The organism is Candidatus Nanosalina sp. VS9-1 (assembly GCF_047555085.1).
Lineage (GTDB): Archaea > Nanohalarchaeota > Nanosalinia > Nanosalinales > Nanosalinaceae > Nanosalina.
This window is the reverse complement of the sequence record NZ_CP180230.1, coordinates 77,630-96,090: the sequence shown is the minus strand read 5'-3', so window position 1 is coordinate 96,090 and position 18,461 is coordinate 77,630. Positions and strand designations below refer to the sequence as shown.

At 44.6% G+C, this 18,461-nt stretch carries 19 protein-coding genes; 3 read left to right on the top strand and 16 right to left on the bottom strand.

The genetic code is table 11. The features are described from left to right. Positions 1-32: 32 nt before the first annotated feature. From ACK3SF_RS00525 to ACK3SF_RS00510, 4 genes are all read right to left on the bottom strand, one after another. On the bottom strand, positions 33-1,001 hold the full coding sequence (locus ACK3SF_RS00525) for a hypothetical protein (protein ID WP_414837877.1): 969 nt from the start codon (positions 999-1,001) through the stop codon (positions 33-35). Next, positions 1,001-1,171, bottom strand: a complete 171-nt coding sequence (locus ACK3SF_RS00520; RefSeq protein WP_414837876.1) for a hypothetical protein — start codon at positions 1,169-1,171, stop codon at positions 1,001-1,003. Before ACK3SF_RS00520 ends, ACK3SF_RS00525 begins: the two co-directional genes overlap by 1 nt. Before the next feature lie 138 nt (positions 1,172-1,309). Then, positions 1,310-3,460 carry a hypothetical protein gene (locus tag ACK3SF_RS00515; protein WP_414837875.1) on the bottom strand — a complete coding sequence of 717 codons (2,151 nt, stop codon included), beginning with the start codon at positions 3,458-3,460 and terminating at the stop codon, positions 1,310-1,312. A 6-nt stretch (positions 3,461-3,466) separates the two neighbouring features. Then, positions 3,467-5,722, bottom strand: coding sequence for an ATPase, T2SS/T4P/T4SS family (locus ACK3SF_RS00510; protein WP_414837874.1), 2,256 nt, complete (start codon positions 5,720-5,722; stop codon positions 3,467-3,469). A 43-nt stretch (positions 5,723-5,765) separates the two neighbouring features. On the opposite strand from ACK3SF_RS00510, the gene ACK3SF_RS00505 reads away from it, so the two are divergent. Then, a complete protein-coding gene (locus ACK3SF_RS00505) occupies positions 5,766-6,218 on the top strand; it encodes a hypothetical protein (protein ID WP_414837873.1) in 453 nt (150 codons plus the stop codon). 42 nt (positions 6,219-6,260) lie between these two features. After that, complete coding sequence (locus ACK3SF_RS00500; RefSeq protein ID WP_414837872.1) at positions 6,261-7,109, top strand: hypothetical protein; 849 nt, start codon at positions 6,261-6,263, stop codon at positions 7,107-7,109. Between the two features lie 88 nt (positions 7,110-7,197). Here the strand turns inward: ACK3SF_RS00500 and ACK3SF_RS00495 are convergent, their stop codons facing one another. From ACK3SF_RS00495 to ACK3SF_RS00445, 11 genes are all read right to left on the bottom strand, one after another. Continuing rightward, positions 7,198-7,686 carry a hypothetical protein gene (locus tag ACK3SF_RS00495; protein ID WP_414837871.1) on the bottom strand — a complete coding sequence of 163 codons (489 nt, stop codon included), beginning with the start codon at positions 7,684-7,686 and terminating at the stop codon, positions 7,198-7,200. Between the two features lie 12 nt (positions 7,687-7,698). Then, a complete protein-coding gene (locus tag ACK3SF_RS00490) occupies positions 7,699-8,319 on the bottom strand; it encodes a hypothetical protein (protein ID WP_414837870.1) in 621 nt (206 codons plus the stop codon). Positions 8,320-8,323: 4 nt separating this feature from the next. Continuing rightward, positions 8,324-8,584, bottom strand: a complete 261-nt coding sequence (locus ACK3SF_RS00485) for a hypothetical protein (protein ID WP_414837869.1) — start codon at positions 8,582-8,584, stop codon at positions 8,324-8,326. Further along, positions 8,584-8,727 carry a hypothetical protein gene (locus ACK3SF_RS00480; protein ID WP_414837868.1) on the bottom strand — a complete coding sequence of 48 codons (144 nt, stop codon included), beginning with the start codon at positions 8,725-8,727 and terminating at the stop codon, positions 8,584-8,586. The genes ACK3SF_RS00485 and ACK3SF_RS00480 overlap by 1 nt, the downstream gene beginning before the upstream one ends. Positions 8,728-8,879: 152 nt before the next feature. Then, positions 8,880-11,144: a hypothetical protein gene (locus ACK3SF_RS00475; RefSeq protein ID WP_414837867.1), complete on the bottom strand. Its 2,265-nt coding sequence runs from the start codon at positions 11,142-11,144 to the stop codon at positions 8,880-8,882. A gap of 48 nt (positions 11,145-11,192) precedes the next feature. Beyond that, on the bottom strand, positions 11,193-12,782 hold the full coding sequence (locus ACK3SF_RS00470) for a hypothetical protein (protein WP_414837866.1): 1,590 nt from the start codon (positions 12,780-12,782) through the stop codon (positions 11,193-11,195). Between the two features lie 43 nt (positions 12,783-12,825). Beyond that, complete coding sequence (locus ACK3SF_RS00465; RefSeq protein WP_414837865.1) at positions 12,826-13,302, bottom strand: hypothetical protein; 477 nt, start codon at positions 13,300-13,302, stop codon at positions 12,826-12,828. Continuing rightward, positions 13,268-13,555: a hypothetical protein gene (locus ACK3SF_RS00460; protein WP_414837864.1), complete on the bottom strand. Its 288-nt coding sequence runs from the start codon at positions 13,553-13,555 to the stop codon at positions 13,268-13,270. Before ACK3SF_RS00460 ends, ACK3SF_RS00465 begins: the two co-directional genes overlap by 35 nt. A gap of 83 nt (positions 13,556-13,638) precedes the next feature. Beyond that, entirely contained in the window at positions 13,639-15,516 is a 1,878-nt protein-coding gene (locus ACK3SF_RS00455) for a hypothetical protein (RefSeq protein ID WP_414837863.1), read from the bottom strand. Between the two features lie 62 nt (positions 15,517-15,578). After that, complete coding sequence (locus tag ACK3SF_RS00450; RefSeq protein ID WP_414837862.1) at positions 15,579-16,406, bottom strand: hypothetical protein; 828 nt, start codon at positions 16,404-16,406, stop codon at positions 15,579-15,581. Between the two features lie 109 nt (positions 16,407-16,515). Continuing rightward, positions 16,516-17,421, bottom strand: coding sequence for a hypothetical protein (locus ACK3SF_RS00445; RefSeq protein WP_414837861.1), 906 nt, complete (start codon positions 17,419-17,421; stop codon positions 16,516-16,518). Between the two features lie 75 nt (positions 17,422-17,496). Here ACK3SF_RS00445 and ACK3SF_RS00440 point away from each other — a divergent pair, with 75 nt between their 5' ends. After that, complete coding sequence (locus ACK3SF_RS00440) at positions 17,497-17,733, top strand: DUF357 domain-containing protein (protein WP_414837860.1); 237 nt, start codon at positions 17,497-17,499, stop codon at positions 17,731-17,733. A gap of 10 nt (positions 17,734-17,743) precedes the next feature. Here ACK3SF_RS00440 and dph5 read toward each other — a convergent pair whose 3' ends face one another. Continuing rightward, positions 17,744-18,439 (bottom strand): diphthine synthase, encoded by a 696-nt coding sequence (dph5, locus tag ACK3SF_RS00435; protein ID WP_414837859.1) that lies wholly within the window; start codon positions 18,437-18,439, stop codon positions 17,744-17,746. Positions 18,440-18,461: the final 22 nt, after the last annotated feature.

Genomic DNA, 18,461 nt, shown 5'->3' with positions numbered 1-18,461 from the left:
TTAAGGCCTTTGTTTTTCCTCTTATAAATTTCTTAATCACAGGACTCCCAGTTAGTTATCACTATGTACGGATGCATCCTGTTGGAACGTGACTTCCCTCCTACTTCGCGATCAGGATCCCCAGGAGGCTGTTCAGCAGTATATGAGCCACTTTTGCGCCATATATGAGGTCCTCTGTCAGCACCATCATCAACTTCATCATTGTTATTAGCTACATTGGTCTGGATGTATCCTGATGTGCCTTTACAGAGTTCGTAGAAGTGAAGCGGAATGTCATGAGCACCTCCTGTATTTGCATCGTTGAAGTTGTTCCATGCACCAACACTCCGCGTATTTGGATTTGCTTCATCAGCACCAATAACATTCAGGACAATTACAGGCCCATCAGATGTACCCCCATTGCCGCTACCGCCATGTATTCTATTACACTCCCAAGCACTCACATAATCATTTCCGTTGTTGAAACTATATCCTTTGTTCCATGTGAGCGTGTTTGCCACTTTGTCATCCGTTACGAAAAACACCATATCTTTGTTGTTCCCTTCATTGATTATGCATGGACCTAGTTCGACAGGATCATCTCCCTCTATGACAAAATTTTTTCTGGAGTATTTGCCCTGTTGATCGTTAAGCCAGTTGTCGTTGTCGAATGGGTTTACTTCATCCCAGAATCCCTGTGAAAGCGGAAGCTTTGAAGTTGAAGCAGAGCATCTAAGACTGGATCCTGCTCCTTCAAGAAGGCCGAAGTCGTATTCTTCCCTGAATTCTGCCCAGCTATCAAGGTAGTTTCTGTAACCTCCTTTTTCATCGGTGCAGCTGTGTGCTATCAGTGTGTCGTATACGATAAGTTGAGTCATAGCCTGTGTGCTGTTAATCTGTATCTTTCCTACTGCCGAAGATTCAGCTTCCCCTACCATTGTGAATGCGAAGGATCCGAGCACTACTACAAAGAGAAGTATAAGTACGATGCTCATCATCCTGTTAATTTGCTGTCCTGCCATTATAAGGCACCTGCAGTCATTTCGGAGAGAGGACTCATTATCATTGCCGTTATACCGCTGTTACCTAGCATGCCGGAAGCTGCAGCAGCCAGTAATGCCCCTATAGCTATCGCAAGAACTCCTATAGTTATCTCGGACATCATCATATCTTCTCCTTTCCTGTAAACCATCCAGCTTCTCAAGACCCTCATAAAACTTCCTTACCCCATAAGGCTATCATTAATGCACCTACTCCAAGTGAGACAGCGATAGCCACGATTTCCTGCATTTTCACATCATATATTTGTCAAGCCACGTATAAAGATTTTCTACATCGTGGATATAGCTCCACCGAACATGACAGAGATGGCTGTCAACGTAAGAGTATAAAATATCAGGCCTGTTACCATCACTTTGCCAATGAAGAGATTCTTGTATGTCATATTTTCTCCATGGACAATTTTCATGTAGAAAGTACCTAGTATGTAAAGCAGCTGGAGTAAATAAATCCCAACTACAAACTGTAGCATTTCTGGCGGGATAGCTTCTTTCAAGTTGCCGATCATGCCTCCAAATCCTGCACCTCCTGCAGCTCCTCCCTGAAGAGTACTGCCAGATTGCTCTGCGCTAATAGATGTAGAAAGCTTGAACATAGCTGTTATAATCGTCTGCGACATTCCTACAGCAACTCCAGATATTATAGGAGCCAGCATGTATGCAAGCATCTCAATAGTAGTTGTAGACTCTTCCATCAAATCATTAAGAGTTTCTTCAGTCTTGTGAACATCTTTTAGATACCTGGAAATCGTAAGCATAGCAGTAGCCGCCATCTTAGTACCTTTTTGAGATGAACGAAGAATAGCAGTAAGAATAGTATCAATCATCTGACTTGGAAAGCTTCTCAAGGCACCGTAGCGCTCGTCAAATATAGCCTGTTCAAAAGTCATACCCATCTGATCAATATTTTCATAGGCCTCTTCGAAAAGCTTCGATATCTCAAGATCCTGCGTCGCATCAGCCGCCTTTTTCAGTGCAATCTCCATAGGCGTACCCCCAGAAACCTTGTTACCAAGCTCGAAAAGTGCATTCGGGAACTGGCTCTCCATCTCCTCTATCTGCTGCTCTGCATCACGCCTGTTGATATTCCCCAGATACTTTGTAATCCCAAAACCGAGGCCTAGCGCCATAACAATAGATACAGATCGCATAAGCATAGGCAGAGGTGCAAGAGACTCGCTACCAGACATAAATATGGATGGAACGCTTCCAGGACTGATATTTTCTACAGGAAACATGTGAGGATAGATTAAATAGCCAATAACACCATACATGGCGACAATACAGAATACTATGACGCCTAAAGGCCATGTAGGCAACCTATGCTTATCTCCCATGAACTCAATTTCATACTTGCCTCTTGGCGGCATCGAATCAGTATTTACAGGCCTAGAAGATACTGTTGGAGGCCTAGAGCTTAGAACCCTCTGCATGAATACCCAGAGAAATCCTGGAAGCATTATATTGAATATTATGACAAGATGGATCGGTGTAATAACTCCCCCCATAAATACAGAGATAAGAGGTAGCATAATCATACCTAATACAGGAAGCATCGCTCCCATGGCGTTTATTATCATTACAGGCGTTTTAAGGCCCTGAGCATAGTGCTTCATTTTCTCCTGGGTTCCTTCCAGAATGTTGTCTATTGCATCCTGAAGCATCTTTTCACGTCTTTCATCGTTTGACTCGTCCATTGCTGCCTGCAAGAGGTTCAGCGACTCCAGGAAATCCTGGTTGAAGTCTTTCCAGTTTTCAGTGTAATTCTCCAGAGATTCATCTATCCTGTTGAACTTTCCTACTTCTAGATCCCATAAAACGCCTTTTAGATCATGTGAAACAGGGCCATTAAGATTAAGAGCTGCAAATCTTACTGCTCCTTCAAGATTTGGGCTGGAACGCATGTATACTACCATGTAAAGTATTGCAAGTATCATTTCGCCACTGCTTTCTATAACTTTGTTCTTTGCATCAAACATTGGCTTGTAGAACATGTAGACACCTGCCCCTATAGGGGCAACAAGAGAAATTATCATGAGAGAAACCGGTATTATAGGGCCTATAATAAAGTTGATAGCAAAGACGAAAGCCCATATCATAAAGGAGAAAAATCCAACTCCTACAGCCCCAGAAAGCACCATACCAGGAGTTAGCTGCATTCTCAACAGGTTCAAAGATGGATTAAGTTTGTTTTGAATTGATTCATCCGCACTAAGCTGCAAGAGAGATGCCATCTTATAGCACAATTTTTCGTAGGTGCTTTTCTCTCCAGAATCTATCTCTTCCTGCTTGTACTGTTTGTATCGACGAGAGTATCCCCGGTCGCCCGAGCTCTGTGTATATGGAGGCATCTCGATATCTCTATCGAGATTGTCAACTATCTCGTTTATTTTCTCTTTACGTTTGTCTTTCTCATCAGACACCTAATTTCACACCTGTCTGTCAAGCCACTCTTTCCAGCGCGCATAAATTCTCTCCGTGTCTTGTTCTCCGTATTCGTCATTTACCTTGCGCGAAAGAATATGGTATCTTTGGTTGCACTTGTTTACAAATTCAGCCTCTAAAAGCTCGTCATTGCCTGTTTCCTCTGCTTTCTCCACTATAGCCTCCTTTATCTTCTTCCTTAGCTGTATATTGTCCCATACAGCTTCCCAGTCATTCTTGTATCCCTGTACATTCTCCGCAATCCTGCTTATTATCTCCGACTCACCGTTGCGCAAAGTATCTGTAGGCACAAGCTCATCTTTCTCATTATCGTACCTCATTAAATCAACAAACGCATCTTCTTTCATAGGATCTTCGTCCCATTCTTTTCTGACCTCTGTAATACCCGTAACCCTTCTATATGTCTCTAAGCCATCTGGGCTTCTGATTTTATTTACAGAAACTATGATGTCTGTAGCCTTGAAAGATGTACGTGGAACATCCAGATCGTTGACTACACGATCAAAAACAGAGTAGGCATCCTCTCCGTGAATCGTACCTCCAACAAAGTTCGCTACAGCTCCCACACGCATAGCCTCATAAAGGGCCTGGGCCTCATCAGATCTGACCTCTCCAATAACAAGCGCAGAGTCTCCAAGACGGAGAGAGGTACGAATAGCATTATCCGCACTCATTTCATTTTCAACCTGCGTAATTACAGAGCGAGATTTCATCCTTTCTATATTGTATCCCAGATCCTTCATCTGAGGTATAGGAAGCTCCAGAGTATCTTCTACAGTAACTATACGATGATTTTTCATGATTTCCAGCATAGCAGCTGATAGAAGAGACGTCTTTCCTGCTCCACGCGTCCCTGCGAATAGATGCGAACGATTACCATCCACAAGGAAGGAAAGCACTGCTGCCCCGATAGAATTTATAGTTCCATTCTGTATAAACAGTGGAAGCGTCCATATACGGGACCTGTGGCGCCTTAAAGCAAATGCAAGGCCTGAAGGAGAGAGATTTTCCTGTATTACTGCTACACGGGCACGGCCTCCCTGTACCTCTGTCTCTGTATCGAGAACAGGATTTGCTTCGTCAAGAGGCCTTCCAGACTGGATCCTGAAGCGTGTGGCCCAGGATTCGGCCTCCTCTTTTGTTGGAATAAGATTTGTCTCGCAGTCCTCAAAGTCCTGATGCGTAATGTAAATCGGAGCATCTCCGATCGGAGAGTTAATGTAGACGTCCTGTACTTTTGGATCAGTCAAAAGAATCTCTAGTACTCCCAGGCCTGAAGTATATCTGTTAAGTATATCTGTAAGCTTGTCGAGTTCGTCAAGTGAAAGTTTGAGGCCCATCTGATTCGCAATATCTCTCAGCATGTCCCTGCCGATGTTCTCGAAGACTTCATTCATTCTTTCAGGCCTTGCGAACTCTCCTTCATCCGGCTTGTGAGAGGCCATGAAACGTCTAGCTGCATCCAAGAGTTTGTATTTCTCCTCAGGAAGATTGAACTCCGGGGGATCAACGTGATATACAGGCCTTGTTTGATCAGGGACTTCATACACAGAAACTTCGATATCGTCTCTTACAGTATATCTAGTTTTCTCCTCTCCTCTTTCAGGAGGAAGAGACATGTACTTTGTAAGCATAAAGTTAGGCCTTACAAGAGGGTGGAAAAATTCCCTGTAGATCTCTCTATCGCCAACGTGATATCCTGTAAGATAGTCCTGTGCTCTCTGAATCATTTCACACTGTTCCAGAGTGTTTTTGACAGGTTTAATCACATCCTGTATAAAATACTTGATACAGCGCTGTTGCTGAGGATACGCATGGTCTTTATCCTGTCTCAAGTGTCTTTCCTTTCTAATAAGCTTGACGTAGGCCCCTACAGGATCTCTCCTTAACTTGTCAAATACTATTCTCTGTACTTCCGGTAGATGCTGATCGTACAGCTGGCTGCATTTATCTCTCTTTATATCCTGTGAAAGATATCCCTGTGCTGAAATATCTCTTACTGCGTTCGCTATCTCTCTTAGAAGCCTTATCTGATCTTCTTCATACTCATATTCTCTTGATTCGGATAGTACTACGTTTCCTGCTTCCGGGATCTCCTGTAGAATGTTGATTACACGGGACATGACTTCAGGATAATCCTCTATAGAGGCCCCATAGATCGATCCAAGCATGTTGATTTCGACTGTTCCTGTCTCGTCGTCGTATTCGTAGTCGAATACATCCTTGTTTTTTACGTCCATACCTAACATTGTTATTTGAGCATTGGTAAAAGGTTAGGTAGGGATGCCACAGCAGAATATCATAAACCAGGTAGTTGACCGGGTTAACGACTTCAATCGAAGAGTCCGAGACCTGGAAGAGAAGATCAGGAACCTCTCTGCGAGAGTTAATACTCTTGATGACACCATTATGAACAAGACGGAGTCCAACAGCGAGGATATACAGGAGCTGGAAAATGACGTCAATGAGTTAAGCGATCGTGTGGCAAACCTTGAAGTTGATATAAAGAACATTAACAGGGAGAAAAGAAAGTTCGTGACTTCTCAGGAACTGGATGAGATAGAGAACTACATGAACCTCATGAACCCTATAAATTCATCTTTCATGACTGAGAAAGAGGTGCGGGAGATGATCGAGGAAGACTACGTTTCAAAGGACGAAGTTGAGTCACTTGTGGAGAAGAAACTGAGAGAGCAGAAGCGTGAAAACGCCGATACAGACAGTGAAGTTAAATAGGAGCAATCACAAATTGATTTTCAAGTACTAAGAGGTTAAACCATGGATTTCAAGCTTTTCGGACGATTAAAAGACGATGATGACAGCAACAGTCAGTCCGGCAACTCTAGTTCTCAGTCCCAACAGCAGCAAAGTATCAGCCAAGTTGGAGGCGGAAACCTGAAGAGAACTGTAAAGGGAATGTTCAAGCAGGGATACGATGAAGATCAGATCAGAAACGAGCTGCAGGGACAGTACTCATCGGATGACATCAACAGAGCAATCAACAACGTGGTGACCTCTTCGGCAACCGGAGATTCAAACAGCGGAGGACCAGAACCAATGAGCCCATACCAAGGAGACGACGAGGCTGTAAGTCCTATGGACGAAGGCTACAACCAGGAAGACCAAAATCAGAACCAAGGGCAGAACCAGCAGATGCAGCAACAGACACAGCAAAGTAGCGGGAATCAGCAGAATCAGCCACAGCTACAGACCGGTGAAAATACAGTAGACCCTCAGATCGAGGAGCTTATCGAAACAATAATTGCAGAGAACTTCCAGAAAGTGGAGACAGAGTTCCAGAACGTGTACTCTGAACTCGATATGATAGAGGAGAAACTGGAAGAACTTGACAGTCGTGTACATGATCTGGAAGTAAGAGACGATGAAGATCAGAAAGAATTCGTACAGAAGATGGACGAAGTTGAAGACCATATTGATTCCTATGAATCACGGATCGGAGGCCTGGAGAAGGCCTTCCAGCAGATTCTTCCATCCCTTGTAGACAACATCCGTGACCTGACAGGCCTTGTACAGGAGATAAAAAGAGAACAGGGTATTGAAACAGATAGCTCCGTGTCGAATCAGGAAGTCGATGATATCGACATGGATGCATTCAGGTCGGAATAGAAAAACGGCCTCTTTTCTTTATATCTCTCTTTTTTCTAAACTTGACTGCTTCTTTCAATACTACTGATATGCCTAGAAAATAAGGCCTCTACTTTGTGGTTTCTCTTACAAGCAGTATGAAGAAGATCAGGATCAGTATTGGCAGGATTACATCATTGAAGGCGTTCATGCCCTCTCCTACTACTGTCCCTATATCCACATATGTTACTACGATCGTGATGAATGATACTATGAAGATAGTATATGCAAAGTAGCGTGGCGTACCTTTCTCTGCAAACTGCGACATATCATAGCCTGTTACAGCGATAAGAATCATCAATCCCAGAAGCCCAAAGAGGCCGAAAGCCATCGCAGCCGCAAAGTTAGTGAATATGCCTGCTGGAGCGTACTGGTTAACTCCAAGAATCGTGAAGAAAGCCATCGCCAGAGCGATGGAGCCGTTTACCTGTGTCTCACTGCTTATTATCTCGTACTGTTCCAGAAGACCGTAGGTTATAGCTAGGACAAGAAGCCAAGGTAGGAATAGACGGAAGCCCATCTCTGTCATTGTCTGGATTATTATCTCAAAGGCTCCCATCTAATGAATCACCTACCCCCCATCTTCATCGTCGCCACCTTTCTGAACTCCTCCGAAAGGTGTGAACCACTGCATTCTTTCGCTGCTGCCACTGCTTGGATCTCTCATTGTGTAATAGAGCAGTCCTGCGATCAGTACTAGGAAGATCAGGCCTGAGTCAATCATGTATGTGAGGCCATTGGACAGGTATGCTATAGCAGCATTCCTGCTTGACACCGGCAGGATTGAACTGACTCCACCGGATACTGCAAAGGCTGCAATGACAAGTAACGCCATCACCCATCCTACACCGGTCTTGCTGCTGTCAAGATCTATTCCGACGAATCCTAGCAAGGCCAGTAATCCTAAGAGGCCTACTATGATCACTGTAAGTCTTCCCAGGTACTGTGAGAAGAATGCTGCTGCCCACGGCTGATTCAGTATGAAGTTAGCCGTGAAGAAGGCAAACGCTATCGATAGAATAGCTGCGAACTGATCTGGCTTGTTGTCATCCCAGCCATCGAAAAGTACTTCTGAAGCTAGATATCTCAGTATGAAGAAAAATACAGTATAAGTAATAACGAATGGAAGAAGGCCTGTAAAGAAGTCTATCCCTGTAAGTGTCTCCATTAGGCCTCCAAATGACTGCACCATTCAGTTATTCACCTTCTTCGATGTCCCATTTCTGGTACATCGCATTCTTGATCAGCCAAAGCTCTCTTCCGATTATCATCAGTGCGAGCATCGTGATCCATGGCTCAAGAGTGTTCCCTAGATCCAGGAAACTGATCTGGCCAGGTGCTATGAACATTACATACGTTGCGACAAAGATCGCTCCGAATGAAAGAACTGCGATGACAACTTCGTCAATCCAGTTTTCGATATCGTATAGATATCTGTGGAATTTCTTATCTGCCATCAGAAGCCACCTCCGCCAAAGCCGCCGCTGTTACGGCCGAGCTTTCTCTGGAGTTTAGCTCCAATATATCCAATCGCCAGGCCTGCAATAAATACAGTCGGATTATTCATGACCTGAGTCATCACAGTTTGCATTGTCGCCATTCTTTATTACCTCTTTATACCTAGAATTTGCCTTTCCTCCTTTAAATAATTAAACCAGTAATAGAAAGCAACTAGAGGCCTCTGAATGGCTATACTGCGTAAAGAACGTAGCTTTAATCGAAACGGAAAGTATTGAGGCCTGTATACAGGAACTAGAATTCTCCGAAATCGTCGTCAAATTCTTCGTCGAACATTGATTCATCCTCCTCGAATACAGTATTTGCCTCATCTGAAGCAGTATCCATGTCGTCGCCCAGATCACCAAAGAAATCTTCCTCGTTTTCGAACTCTGTTTCCTCTCCTTCTTTTCTTGACTCCAGATCTTCCAGTTTCTCCTCTATCTTTCTCAAGGCCTTGTCTATTTGATCAATTTTCTGGCTTACAGGACTGGGTATAGGCTCGTTAATATCTCCCTGGAATGTTTCCTCAAGCATCTCAAGCATTCTCTGCAGGACTTCGATTTCATTCTTGAAGGCATTTATCTCGATATCCTCTTCATTGATTACCTCGCTCATTACTCCATCTAGCCTTTCTATTTCCTGTTCAAGATTGTTTATCCATTCTACAATACTACCGATCAAATTGTGTAAACGCTGCTGGACCTCCCTATCATTTCCATCGAACAATGTTCTGCTGGCCGCCAGGAAGGCATCGTGGTATGCTCTGTATGGATGTGATTCTCCGTTCACACTGTTGCGTGGATGATCTGGATCCCGGAACTCTTCAACCATTGATTCAAGTTCATCTACTGCGGCGATAACCTCTCGAATCCTTACAACTTCCTGCTGAAGAGACTCATGTGCAGACTGGAAGTGATTTCTTTCCTCACTTTCATCAGAATATATTTTCTGTAGATCTGCCTGAAGCTGTTCAATAAGATTAGCTACAGGCCTGAGGCCTGCACTGAAAGGATCCTCTCCGTTCATCAGCTTCTCCATCTCCATCTTCAGGCGCTTTGAGCCATCCTGGGCCTGATACGCGTTTTCAAACGGAGTTTTATCCCTGAAATCCTCTTCTATCCTCCCAAGATCATCTGAAAGCTTCTGAGCTCTGCCTTCGAAATCTTTTACGTTCTCGACTTCGTCCTGATCAATCCTGTACACTCTTCTGTAATTCTGTTCAGCATTTCTTAGATCCTCAAGAATACCCTGATTCATGAGATCCCTCAACTCCTCTATCTTCTGTATAAACTCACGCGTCCCTGGCGGTGCACCGTTCCTAGCATCATCTACAGGGCCTTCCGGTGTAAGATTTCTTTCCTCCTGTTCAATTTCATTTTGCTGCTGCTCGAAAAGTCTTCTGTGCTCTGCAACGTAGTCCTCGACTTCTTCAGCGAGCTTCTGCTCCCGACGTATATCCGTATCCTCCATTCTCTGAATCTGTGCTATTTTAGGTCTGATACCGTCATTTATCCTCTGAGCAACAATCGAATAATCGTTCTCAGAGTGTACACTGTTAATGAACTCTAGCATATCTACTACGGTATTTTCTCCGGAAGTCAAGGATCCTATAGCTTTCTGTGCACGGCCTTTTTTCTCACCGGAATTTGCCGAGATAGTATCCATTATATCCTGATCGATATTCAGTATCTCCTGAATCAAATTAGAGGCCTCTTCAAATCTATCGACTAACGCTTTTTCAGCGTTCATAACTTCTTCTACCTGTCTCTCAAGCCGTTGTTCCTGAGAACCTGCCTCCATAACTTCCTGATTGAACCAGTCAATATGGGACTGTTCTGCAAGCTGCTCCTGTAGTTGTACATCGTTTTTGGCCTTCAGAAGAATCATTTTGTACTTGTTAGCCTGTTGATGGAGTTCAACTGAAGTCTCCAGTACCTGTGTAAGATTTTTCAGGGCCTGCTCCTGCTCTGTTTTCTGCTCCTCGTTACGTAAAAGAGGATTCAGGAACTTCTGTTCCATAGTAGCTAACTGGGCCTCCAGTTGATCAGGATAATATACTATGGATTGTGCTCTTCCGGAATCCTCCGCTGAATTGGAATCATCCTCTTCATCATCGCCGAAAACTCCCGAAAATCGTGACCCAATACCTTCCCGCATCTTCTGAGTACGTGAAGTTTTCTGGGCCTGTGCTCTTTCAAACTCCTCCGTGACTTTTCTCTCAAAATCCTCCCACTGTGATTCAAGCTGATGGGCAAGATCATCTTCCTCTCGATCAAGGCCTGTCACCTGTTCAAGATTGCTTATAGCATCATCCATCTCTCTAGACTGATCTTCAAGGCCCTGACTGATGTCTCCTCTAAGAGAACGTAGAATATTCAGCACTTCTTCAATATGGTTAATCTGTTCATGTGTAGGCGAATTATGACGATAGGCCTCTATAGTCTCCTGATTTTCCTGACTCAGGATTTCATAGGCCTCATCAAAAGCCGAGCCATCAACTCCACCGAAATCCGCCATAGTACATACTTTCCTCTCCCGGTTTAAATAATTAGAAGAAAATCAGGCCTATCCTTCCAGATGTTGCTGAGCCTGCTGGATAACTTCTCTCTCCCTCTGTTCTTCATTTATATCCTCATCTTCTATGCGCTCGATTCTGGCCTCTATAGATGCCAGCATATTATCAAGCTCTCCAAGAGCAGACTCGTAGCCTGTGCCTTCAAGCTCGCCTGAAAGCGTTGACAGAGCGTCTTCAATACTTCTTTCATCGTTTTCGAGCTCATTTCTTATTTCCTGGATAATCCTGTCATCCTCCTGCAAATGCTTCTTCAGAAGATTTACAGCAGAGTTAAGCTCGCTTCTCAAAGCATCTTCCTCTCCTGTAATCTCGGCCTTCCTGTTCTCAAGCTGCCTCTCCTCATCTTCCTCGTGATCAGCTTCATTGTAAAGTCTGCGCCAATCTCTGGACTGAGCAAGCTGTTCAAGCATCTCATCGTCCCTCTCTGCTTCATCAAGCAATTCTCCAAGATCCTGAAGAATCTCATGATACCCGACAGCAGCCTCAACTGCATCAACGAGCTCCTGGAAGGCCTCTGCCATATCGCCCTCTTCTTCACTGAGCTCCTCAGTCATCATATCCAGGGACTGATTGATCTTCTCGAAATCCTCTCTGACTCCTGCAAGGCCGTAAAGATCCGAAGCAGACATACCAGGACTGTTCTTATGTAATCCTTCTATTCCCTGTAAAGCTCCAATGCTGATCTGGTCAGACCAGTCATCAGTAAGATTAAATGCTCCTTCTCCATTCAACAGATCTGATCCTCCAGGACCTGAAGATTCTACTACCTGTGAGGCCTCATGAAGGAAGATATTTGCTCTCTTGAAGCGCTGGTCGATGTATCCAAGCTGTTCAAACTCGTCTTCTTCCAGGCCTATAGCCTCTTCTACTTTCCCTACAGCATCTGTTACTTCATTTCTCTTTGAGTCAAGATCTCCTGCAGTGTTGACTAGTACTTCATTCATCAGTTCAAGCGCCCTCTCTATCCTTTCAGCGGCCTCTTCTTCCTCTTCTTCATCATTGTTTTCCGCACCGTCCTGTGCCTCTCTTTCTGCTGTTCCCAGTATATCATCTATCTCTCCTACGGCTTCCATACCTTCAGATATCCCTTCAGCTGCATCTTTGGAGAACTTACCCATTGCCTTGGACCCTCCTCCTAGAATCATTCCTGATCCACCGATCATGATGAATACTCCTCCTCCTATCATCATGAATACGAATCCAAGAAGGAATATTGCCTGGAATCCCTGAATTATGCCTGCTGCAGCTCCTGTACCGAATATTGTTAATGTTATAAGAACGGATAGAAGTGCCAGAATATTTCTGCCTCCTCCGTTACGGCCGCTTCCCGGTAGTACCGTATCAAGCATATCCATTTTCTTGAAGGCCTCTTTCAGAACGATGTAGGTAGAAAGAGACATTATACCTAGAGTAGCTAGAAGTGCCAGTGCGCTGTAGGGATTGCCTATATCTATCCCCAGTACCTGGCCTAGTATGGCGAATACGGAAGTAATTTCACCTGACCCTCCTGTAACCTGTGCTGATGCAGAGGCTGTTATTGATGTTAGAAATCCGGAAAGAGCCAGAATCTTCCTTTTCATACGTAAATTGTTTAGTCTCCTCATTTAAATGCATTAAGCCCTTCTAGGAGAAGGCCTTCCACAGAACGTAGACAAATGCAGCAAATATAGCTCCGAAGAACAGGAATCCTATCATTCCAAATAGAGCTGCAACCCAGTTGCGGATCAGATTGAACCAGGGCGTAGGAACAATCATACCCGCAGTTGCCAGAGACATTATCATCGAGTACTTCTTTATCCTGACCCGTTCATCATCCTCATCAGGAGAAGGCCACATATTCGTGGGCTCATCAGCTAGAGTAAACGAAAGTGCCTTGTAGTATCCTCTCTGGAAAATCAATGTAATGAGTAGGAATGGAGCCACAAAAGCCGTTAGGACCTGCTGCGGATCGTCAAGATTAATCAATGCAAGCCCGTTATACGAATTATAGCCGCTGTAGCCATACGTAGCTGCGGCTGCCGCTGAAACAAAAAATACGAGTAAGAGGCCTAGAAAAAGTTTCTTTCTATCCAAAGTCCATGTCACCGCCGAAGTCGTCATCTCCGCCGCCACCGCCGAAGTCACCGCCCATATCGCCTCCGGATCCGCCTTCACGGATTTTCTCGATGTAAGCCGGGATGACTTCATCAATCATGAACCCTGCAACGAGGCCTGTACCTCCTATGACAGCAAATTTGGCAACTCCTTCTGCTAGGCCTGTACTGTTTGCGACTACACTTGTAAGACCTAGAGATGCCAGATATCCTATGATTGCGGCAATAGGGAAGGCCAGGTACTTCCAGGGATCTCTCATAGTGTGAAATTAGAAGTCTTAATTAATAAAACTGAGATGGAAATGACTGGGAGAGATCGCTCTCTCCACAGAAATTGATGATTTTAGTTAAAGTTTACCTGTGGGTTTGTATCCAGTTCAACTCCGTAGGCTTCTTTAACTTTTTCAGCAAGCTGTTCTACGTGCTGAATAGAAGTTCCGACGGCCTCGTCAAGTCTCTGAAGCTGATTAGTTCCATCTTCTTCTTCATCAACTAGTCTGCTGATCTCTTCTACATCGCCTTCGAATCTTCTGTAATCTTTGATAGCAGCCTTGATATCCTCCTTGATCTGCTGGATTTCAGACTGGTAATTTTCTTTGATCTTGTTAGGATTCTTCAGATTATTATCATCTAGAACGTTGTCAAGATGGTTTTCGTGTTTTATAGCATCATGGAGGTTATTCTGTAGATCTTGCAGAGTTGCGTGAGCATCCTGTAGATCATCCTCAATCTGGCTCTGTTCCTCTTTCAGATTTTCTAACGCACTTTCAGCTTGATCAATGTGTTGCAGAGTATTGGCTTTTGCCATACGATCTTTTACACTTTCCTCGTTTTTATTACCTCCGGATCCTGACTCCTCAGGATCTCTAGTCATCGCCATCGGATTGACAGCTGTCCTGTCAAAACCTCCTGACTCCTCCACCGCCTCCTCTATAGAATCAAGCCTTTGCTCAATATCCGTCAGGTCTGTACCCTGACTCTCCAGCTGTCCAACAGCTTGTTCAATATCAGAAAGACGGGCGGCCAGAGGCTCCAGATCCACGTTATTTTCATTTATAGCCTGAACGATAGCTTCCTCATCGAAACCGTTTACTTCCAGGCCCTCAAGCACATCCTGAAGATCCTGTCCAAACACATCATGCAGAACAGCTCTGAGAGAACTTTCAAGATCATTCTCCGACACCTGGCCCTGACCAAGACTTTCTCTTATCCTTTCCAGCTCCTCAACAATCTGGCGATTATCATCGCCATCAAGATCATTTTGAAGCATGTGCATAGCCATCAATATCTGATAACCCTCCATCCCAACTTCCTGAGAGACATCTCCCGGCGCCTCTCTGTCAACCTCTCCAACTATATCCTGCAAGATATGAATCGCCTCCTCAGGAACATCAAGATTTATCTCAGGCGAGGCCTCTATCTGAGGATTAAAGACGTTAGGTATGCCAGAATATCCTCCACCACCTTCAGGGCCTGTAGGCTCTCCTGGTCCCGGCCCGGAAGTATCTTCAAGCGTAAATGTTTCTGTTTTTTCATTTGTTAAACTGTTTTCGTCCTGTGTTACAGCATCTATAACATAATTTCCAGGCGGTAAACCTTCAGCTTCAAATTCACAGTAGTCACTGTTGTCGCTATTTCCTCCGACAGTTCTGTCTCTGGTAGAAAGAGATATGGCTGTCTGCACTATAGGCGCCGAACCTCTGCGGGCATCGGCCTCTATCTGGACATGCCCATTACGTTCATCAACTATATTGTAGTCAAGCAGTAGCGTAGGGCCTTCCTCATCATCAGGAACTCTCTCACCTGCAGGGAAAGTTGTGGAATCTGTCTTAGTTGCTACATCTGTTTTTATCGAGGCCTTTAACCTGTTCTCTCCTTCCTGTACTTCTGCAGGATTTGATATGAACGCATTGCCCTGCCTCTCGCGGATCCCTACTTCCTGACCGTTTATCTCAGCCTTTAGAGACTGAACTTCGCCAGTTCCAGTGGTGAAAGAGGCCTTTATCCAGCATTCTTCTCCAGGTGTTGTAGATCCTCGACGCGCTATGCGTATGTCAGGCGGCTCTTCAGGCGTCTCTGGCTCTTCTGGTTCAGGTGTTTTCCTCTTCTTTCTTTTCTTCTTTCCTCCTGAACTCCCTCTGTCATTCCAGAGGTACGCAAGTATCAGCAGAGCCATTACAATTATGAAAAACCATAGATCCTCAGGTAAGGCCTGCTGCATGAAGTATGTTTTATCTTAAAGTTAATTATAAGTTAACCCTTCTCAGGGCTATAGAACTGTTTTCAAGAGGCCTGGTCAAAGCTCCAGCTCTCGCCGCCAGCTGTAATATTTATAGTCGGGCTGACCCTGATCTGTGGATTGTAGATCCATGATTCAGAGCTTTGCTCCTGTTCCTCAAATAACGGGAAGTCTTCCTCAAGTATATCTTCGTTAAGCTCTCCTTCAATTACCTCTACGCCCTCAAATCCTGCGACCTGTGTCCCAAAGTTATAGTTCGACCAGGTATTCAGGCCTCCGGAGATAACCTGCTCCCCGAAGTTGTAGTTGGACCATGTAGAGAAATTATCTGAATCCTCTCCTGGCGTTCCTGGCCCAGAACCAGGCCTTTCCGGCTCCGGATTATCTGTTTCCGGATCATCCTGTTCCGGGCCTCTTTCCGGTATATTATCAAGCCATGACGATTCTGCCCTTGCATCGGAAACCAGGCCTATAATATCGTTCAGTGCCTGTTCAGCGTTATTTCTTTCATTCTTGGCCTCTTCGTAAAGCGCCTGGTAGAAAACTCCCTCAGACTCGATATCATCCACTAACTCGTCCCGCATGCCGATAAAGTCTTCCATAAATCCGACAAATTCATCATAGTCGCTGGCAAGGCTTGCCTTGTAGCCTATGAATCTCTGATCATCTACATTGTTTTCAGCAAGATAGTCTGTAATCTCCGAACTATCTAAATCATCTCTGGCGCCCGTGATAACGTCTTCAGTGTATAGAGCCAGTCCTAGAGCTTCATAGTCAACAGGATCATCGTACTGATCCATATTATCCAGTACGTGGTCTACTGCAGTCTCCCGCAGTTCTCTCCTGTTAAGTCCAGCACCAGTTGAAATCACAGACACCTCAGTATGTTACTATAGAATGACAACACTTTTATTCATTTTTGTTATACCGGAATACTTACAGAAAAGGAAAAGAAAAAAAGAAGGAAAAATAAGTGAGAGATTATTCGTCGTCTTCTTCAAGACCTATTTCTTCTCTGATCTCCTGAAGACCTTCTTCAAGCTCCTGCTTCCTCTGAGCAGATTCCTGTTCAGCCTGAATTGCTCCATCAAGATCAGCTACGTTGTCAAGCCATTCGCTGCTTGTCTTGGCGTCTGAAGCTGCCGACTTTACGGAGCTCATTGCATCTTCAGCGCTATCTCTTTCAGCTCTTGTCTCTGCCTGAAGAGCCTGGTAAAGCGTTCCTGTTGCTCCAAGCTCTTCGATAAGCTCATCTCTGTGGCCGATGAAAGCATTCATAGTTTCAGCGAAGTCGTCGTAATCGCTTGCAAGACCTTTCTTGAACTCTACAAAGGCCTCTCCATCGACGTCATTCTCCATGATGTAGTTGATCATGTCGTCTCTATCGACAAGATCTGACTCGTCGCTGACGGCCTCTTCAACGTAAAGAGCAAGTCCTAGAGCTTCCAGTTCTCCCTGTTCTAGATCGCCGTATTCATCCTGGTTTTCGTAGTGTTCCATAGACCCTGCGTGCAGGGCCTCCGTCTGATTCAGTTCAAATTCGTAGTCATCTGTCATAGTAGATCCACTTTCAGCATTATTTTCCGATTCAAGTGCAAGAATTTCAGGACCTGACTCAAGCATCCTTCTCTCGATTGGATACTCTTCATCAGAATCGATATCAGTCTCTGCGACCAACTGCTGGGCTTCCTCAGTCTCCGGCTCCAGATGAGTTACTCCATCTTCTTTCCTGTAAGAAAATCCGTTGTCGTCAGCCCACTGCTGGAGCTCTTCATCAGTCAGAGAGTCATAATCATCACCCTCTACATAGTCCTGAAGTCTCCTCATTCCTTCTACAGCTGCTGCGCCTGCATCAATTATACTTGGAGCCGGTCCGAATATTCCCATAAACTTGAATCACCTATTGTTACATGACAATAGTAAAAGATAATTCTTTTATATGTCTCGCTTTCAGGCCTGTTTATGGATAGGACTCAGGAAAAACTCAAGGAAGAGACAGAGAAATGGCTTGAAAGACTTGAGGACAGAGTAGAAGGCCTCGATAAAGATGTCGAACAGATGGAAAACGTTGAGGCCTACAGGAAAGATACGTATCATTTCCTTGATGAAGAAGATTTTATCCGGGCCTGGGAGTCAGTTATCTATGCCTGGGGAATCCTTGAAACTCTGGAGAGACTGGGAAAGTTCGAGGAAAATTGAGGCCAATAACTCAGTAGGCCTCTAGATTCTCTTCCTCTTTGTGAGATTTCTCTCCCACAAGAACGATACAGTGCGGTGTCTCCCCTTCAGGGCTTAAATCGCCGAGTTCTCCGTGTACAATATTCTGATCTTGTGCGTTCGCCCTTTCAAGTATAACTGCCTCTCTGTTCTTGAGTTCAGGACTCATATCTATAAGCTTCTCTGCAGCATCACCAGCATCGTAATTTATGTCCAGCAGTACAAGCGTATGAAGGCCTACAGAATCGTTTTTCTCCACGTGATCAATTATAGATTCAGGTGATGCATGCTCCGGGAGTGTAACAGTTCTTCCGAACTTGTAGACATTAAGGCCTGTCTCAGCCACAGATGTAAAGATTGAAGGCGCATGGACTACTTCAACATCTATCCCTTTCTGCTCTGCCCGATGCTTGATATCATAGTGTGTAGTGGCCGTAAGAGGATCTCCAGATACAAGGAAGACCGTATCTCTTTCTTTTGCGGATTCTATTATCTGATCCTTCTGTTCTACTTCTTTCCTGGAAAGTTTCTCTATACTTTTTCCTGTCTTTTCCTCCAGTGCTGCTATATCAACTGTCTCTGTATTCGTGTAGAACTCTGCAAATATTTTCTCGCTTCCCTTTATCGCTTCTATACCTTTCTCCGTGACTTCTCCGTCGTCCAGTCCCAGGCCTACAAGATGTAACATAGGAAAATTTTTGTACCCTCAT

Coding starts and splice junctions, on each gene's coding strand:
- ACK3SF_RS00445 (WP_414837861.1), bottom strand. CDS start 17,421: ATGGGAATATTCGGACCGGCTCCAAGTATAATTGATGCAGGCGCAGCA.
- ACK3SF_RS00505 (WP_414837873.1), top strand. CDS start 5,766: ATGCCACAGCAGAATATCATAAACCAGGTAGTTGACCGGGTTAACGAC.
- ACK3SF_RS00455 (WP_414837863.1), bottom strand. CDS start 15,516: ATGCAGCAGGCCTTACCTGAGGATCTATGGTTTTTCATAATTGTAATG.
- ACK3SF_RS00500 (WP_414837872.1), top strand. CDS start 6,261: ATGGATTTCAAGCTTTTCGGACGATTAAAAGACGATGATGACAGCAAC.
- ACK3SF_RS00470 (WP_414837866.1), bottom strand. CDS start 12,782: ATGAAAAGGAAGATTCTGGCTCTTTCCGGATTTCTAACATCAATAACA.
- ACK3SF_RS00495 (WP_414837871.1), bottom strand. CDS start 7,686: ATGGGAGCCTTTGAGATAATAATCCAGACAATGACAGAGATGGGCTTC.
- ACK3SF_RS00510 (WP_414837874.1), bottom strand. CDS start 5,722: ATGGACGTAAAAAACAAGGATGTATTCGACTACGAATACGACGACGAG.
- ACK3SF_RS00485 (WP_414837869.1), bottom strand. CDS start 8,584: ATGGCAGATAAGAAATTCCACAGATATCTATACGATATCGAAAACTGG.
- ACK3SF_RS00460 (WP_414837864.1), bottom strand. CDS start 13,555: ATGAGAGATCCCTGGAAGTACCTGGCCTTCCCTATTGCCGCAATCATA.
- dph5 (WP_414837859.1), bottom strand. CDS start 18,439: ATGTTACATCTTGTAGGCCTGGGACTGGACGACGGAGAAGTCACGGAG.
- ACK3SF_RS00440 (WP_414837860.1), top strand. CDS start 17,497: ATGGATAGGACTCAGGAAAAACTCAAGGAAGAGACAGAGAAATGGCTT.
- ACK3SF_RS00465 (WP_414837865.1), bottom strand. CDS start 13,302: ATGACGACTTCGGCGGTGACATGGACTTTGGATAGAAAGAAACTTTTT.
- ACK3SF_RS00475 (WP_414837867.1), bottom strand. CDS start 11,144: ATGGCGGATTTCGGTGGAGTTGATGGCTCGGCTTTTGATGAGGCCTAT.
- ACK3SF_RS00480 (WP_414837868.1), bottom strand. CDS start 8,727: ATGGCGACAATGCAAACTGTGATGACTCAGGTCATGAATAATCCGACT.
- ACK3SF_RS00520 (WP_414837876.1), bottom strand. CDS start 1,171: ATGGTTTACAGGAAAGGAGAAGATATGATGATGTCCGAGATAACTATA.
- ACK3SF_RS00490 (WP_414837870.1), bottom strand. CDS start 8,319: ATGGTGCAGTCATTTGGAGGCCTAATGGAGACACTTACAGGGATAGAC.
- ACK3SF_RS00525 (WP_414837877.1), bottom strand. CDS start 1,001: ATGGCAGGACAGCAAATTAACAGGATGATGAGCATCGTACTTATACTT.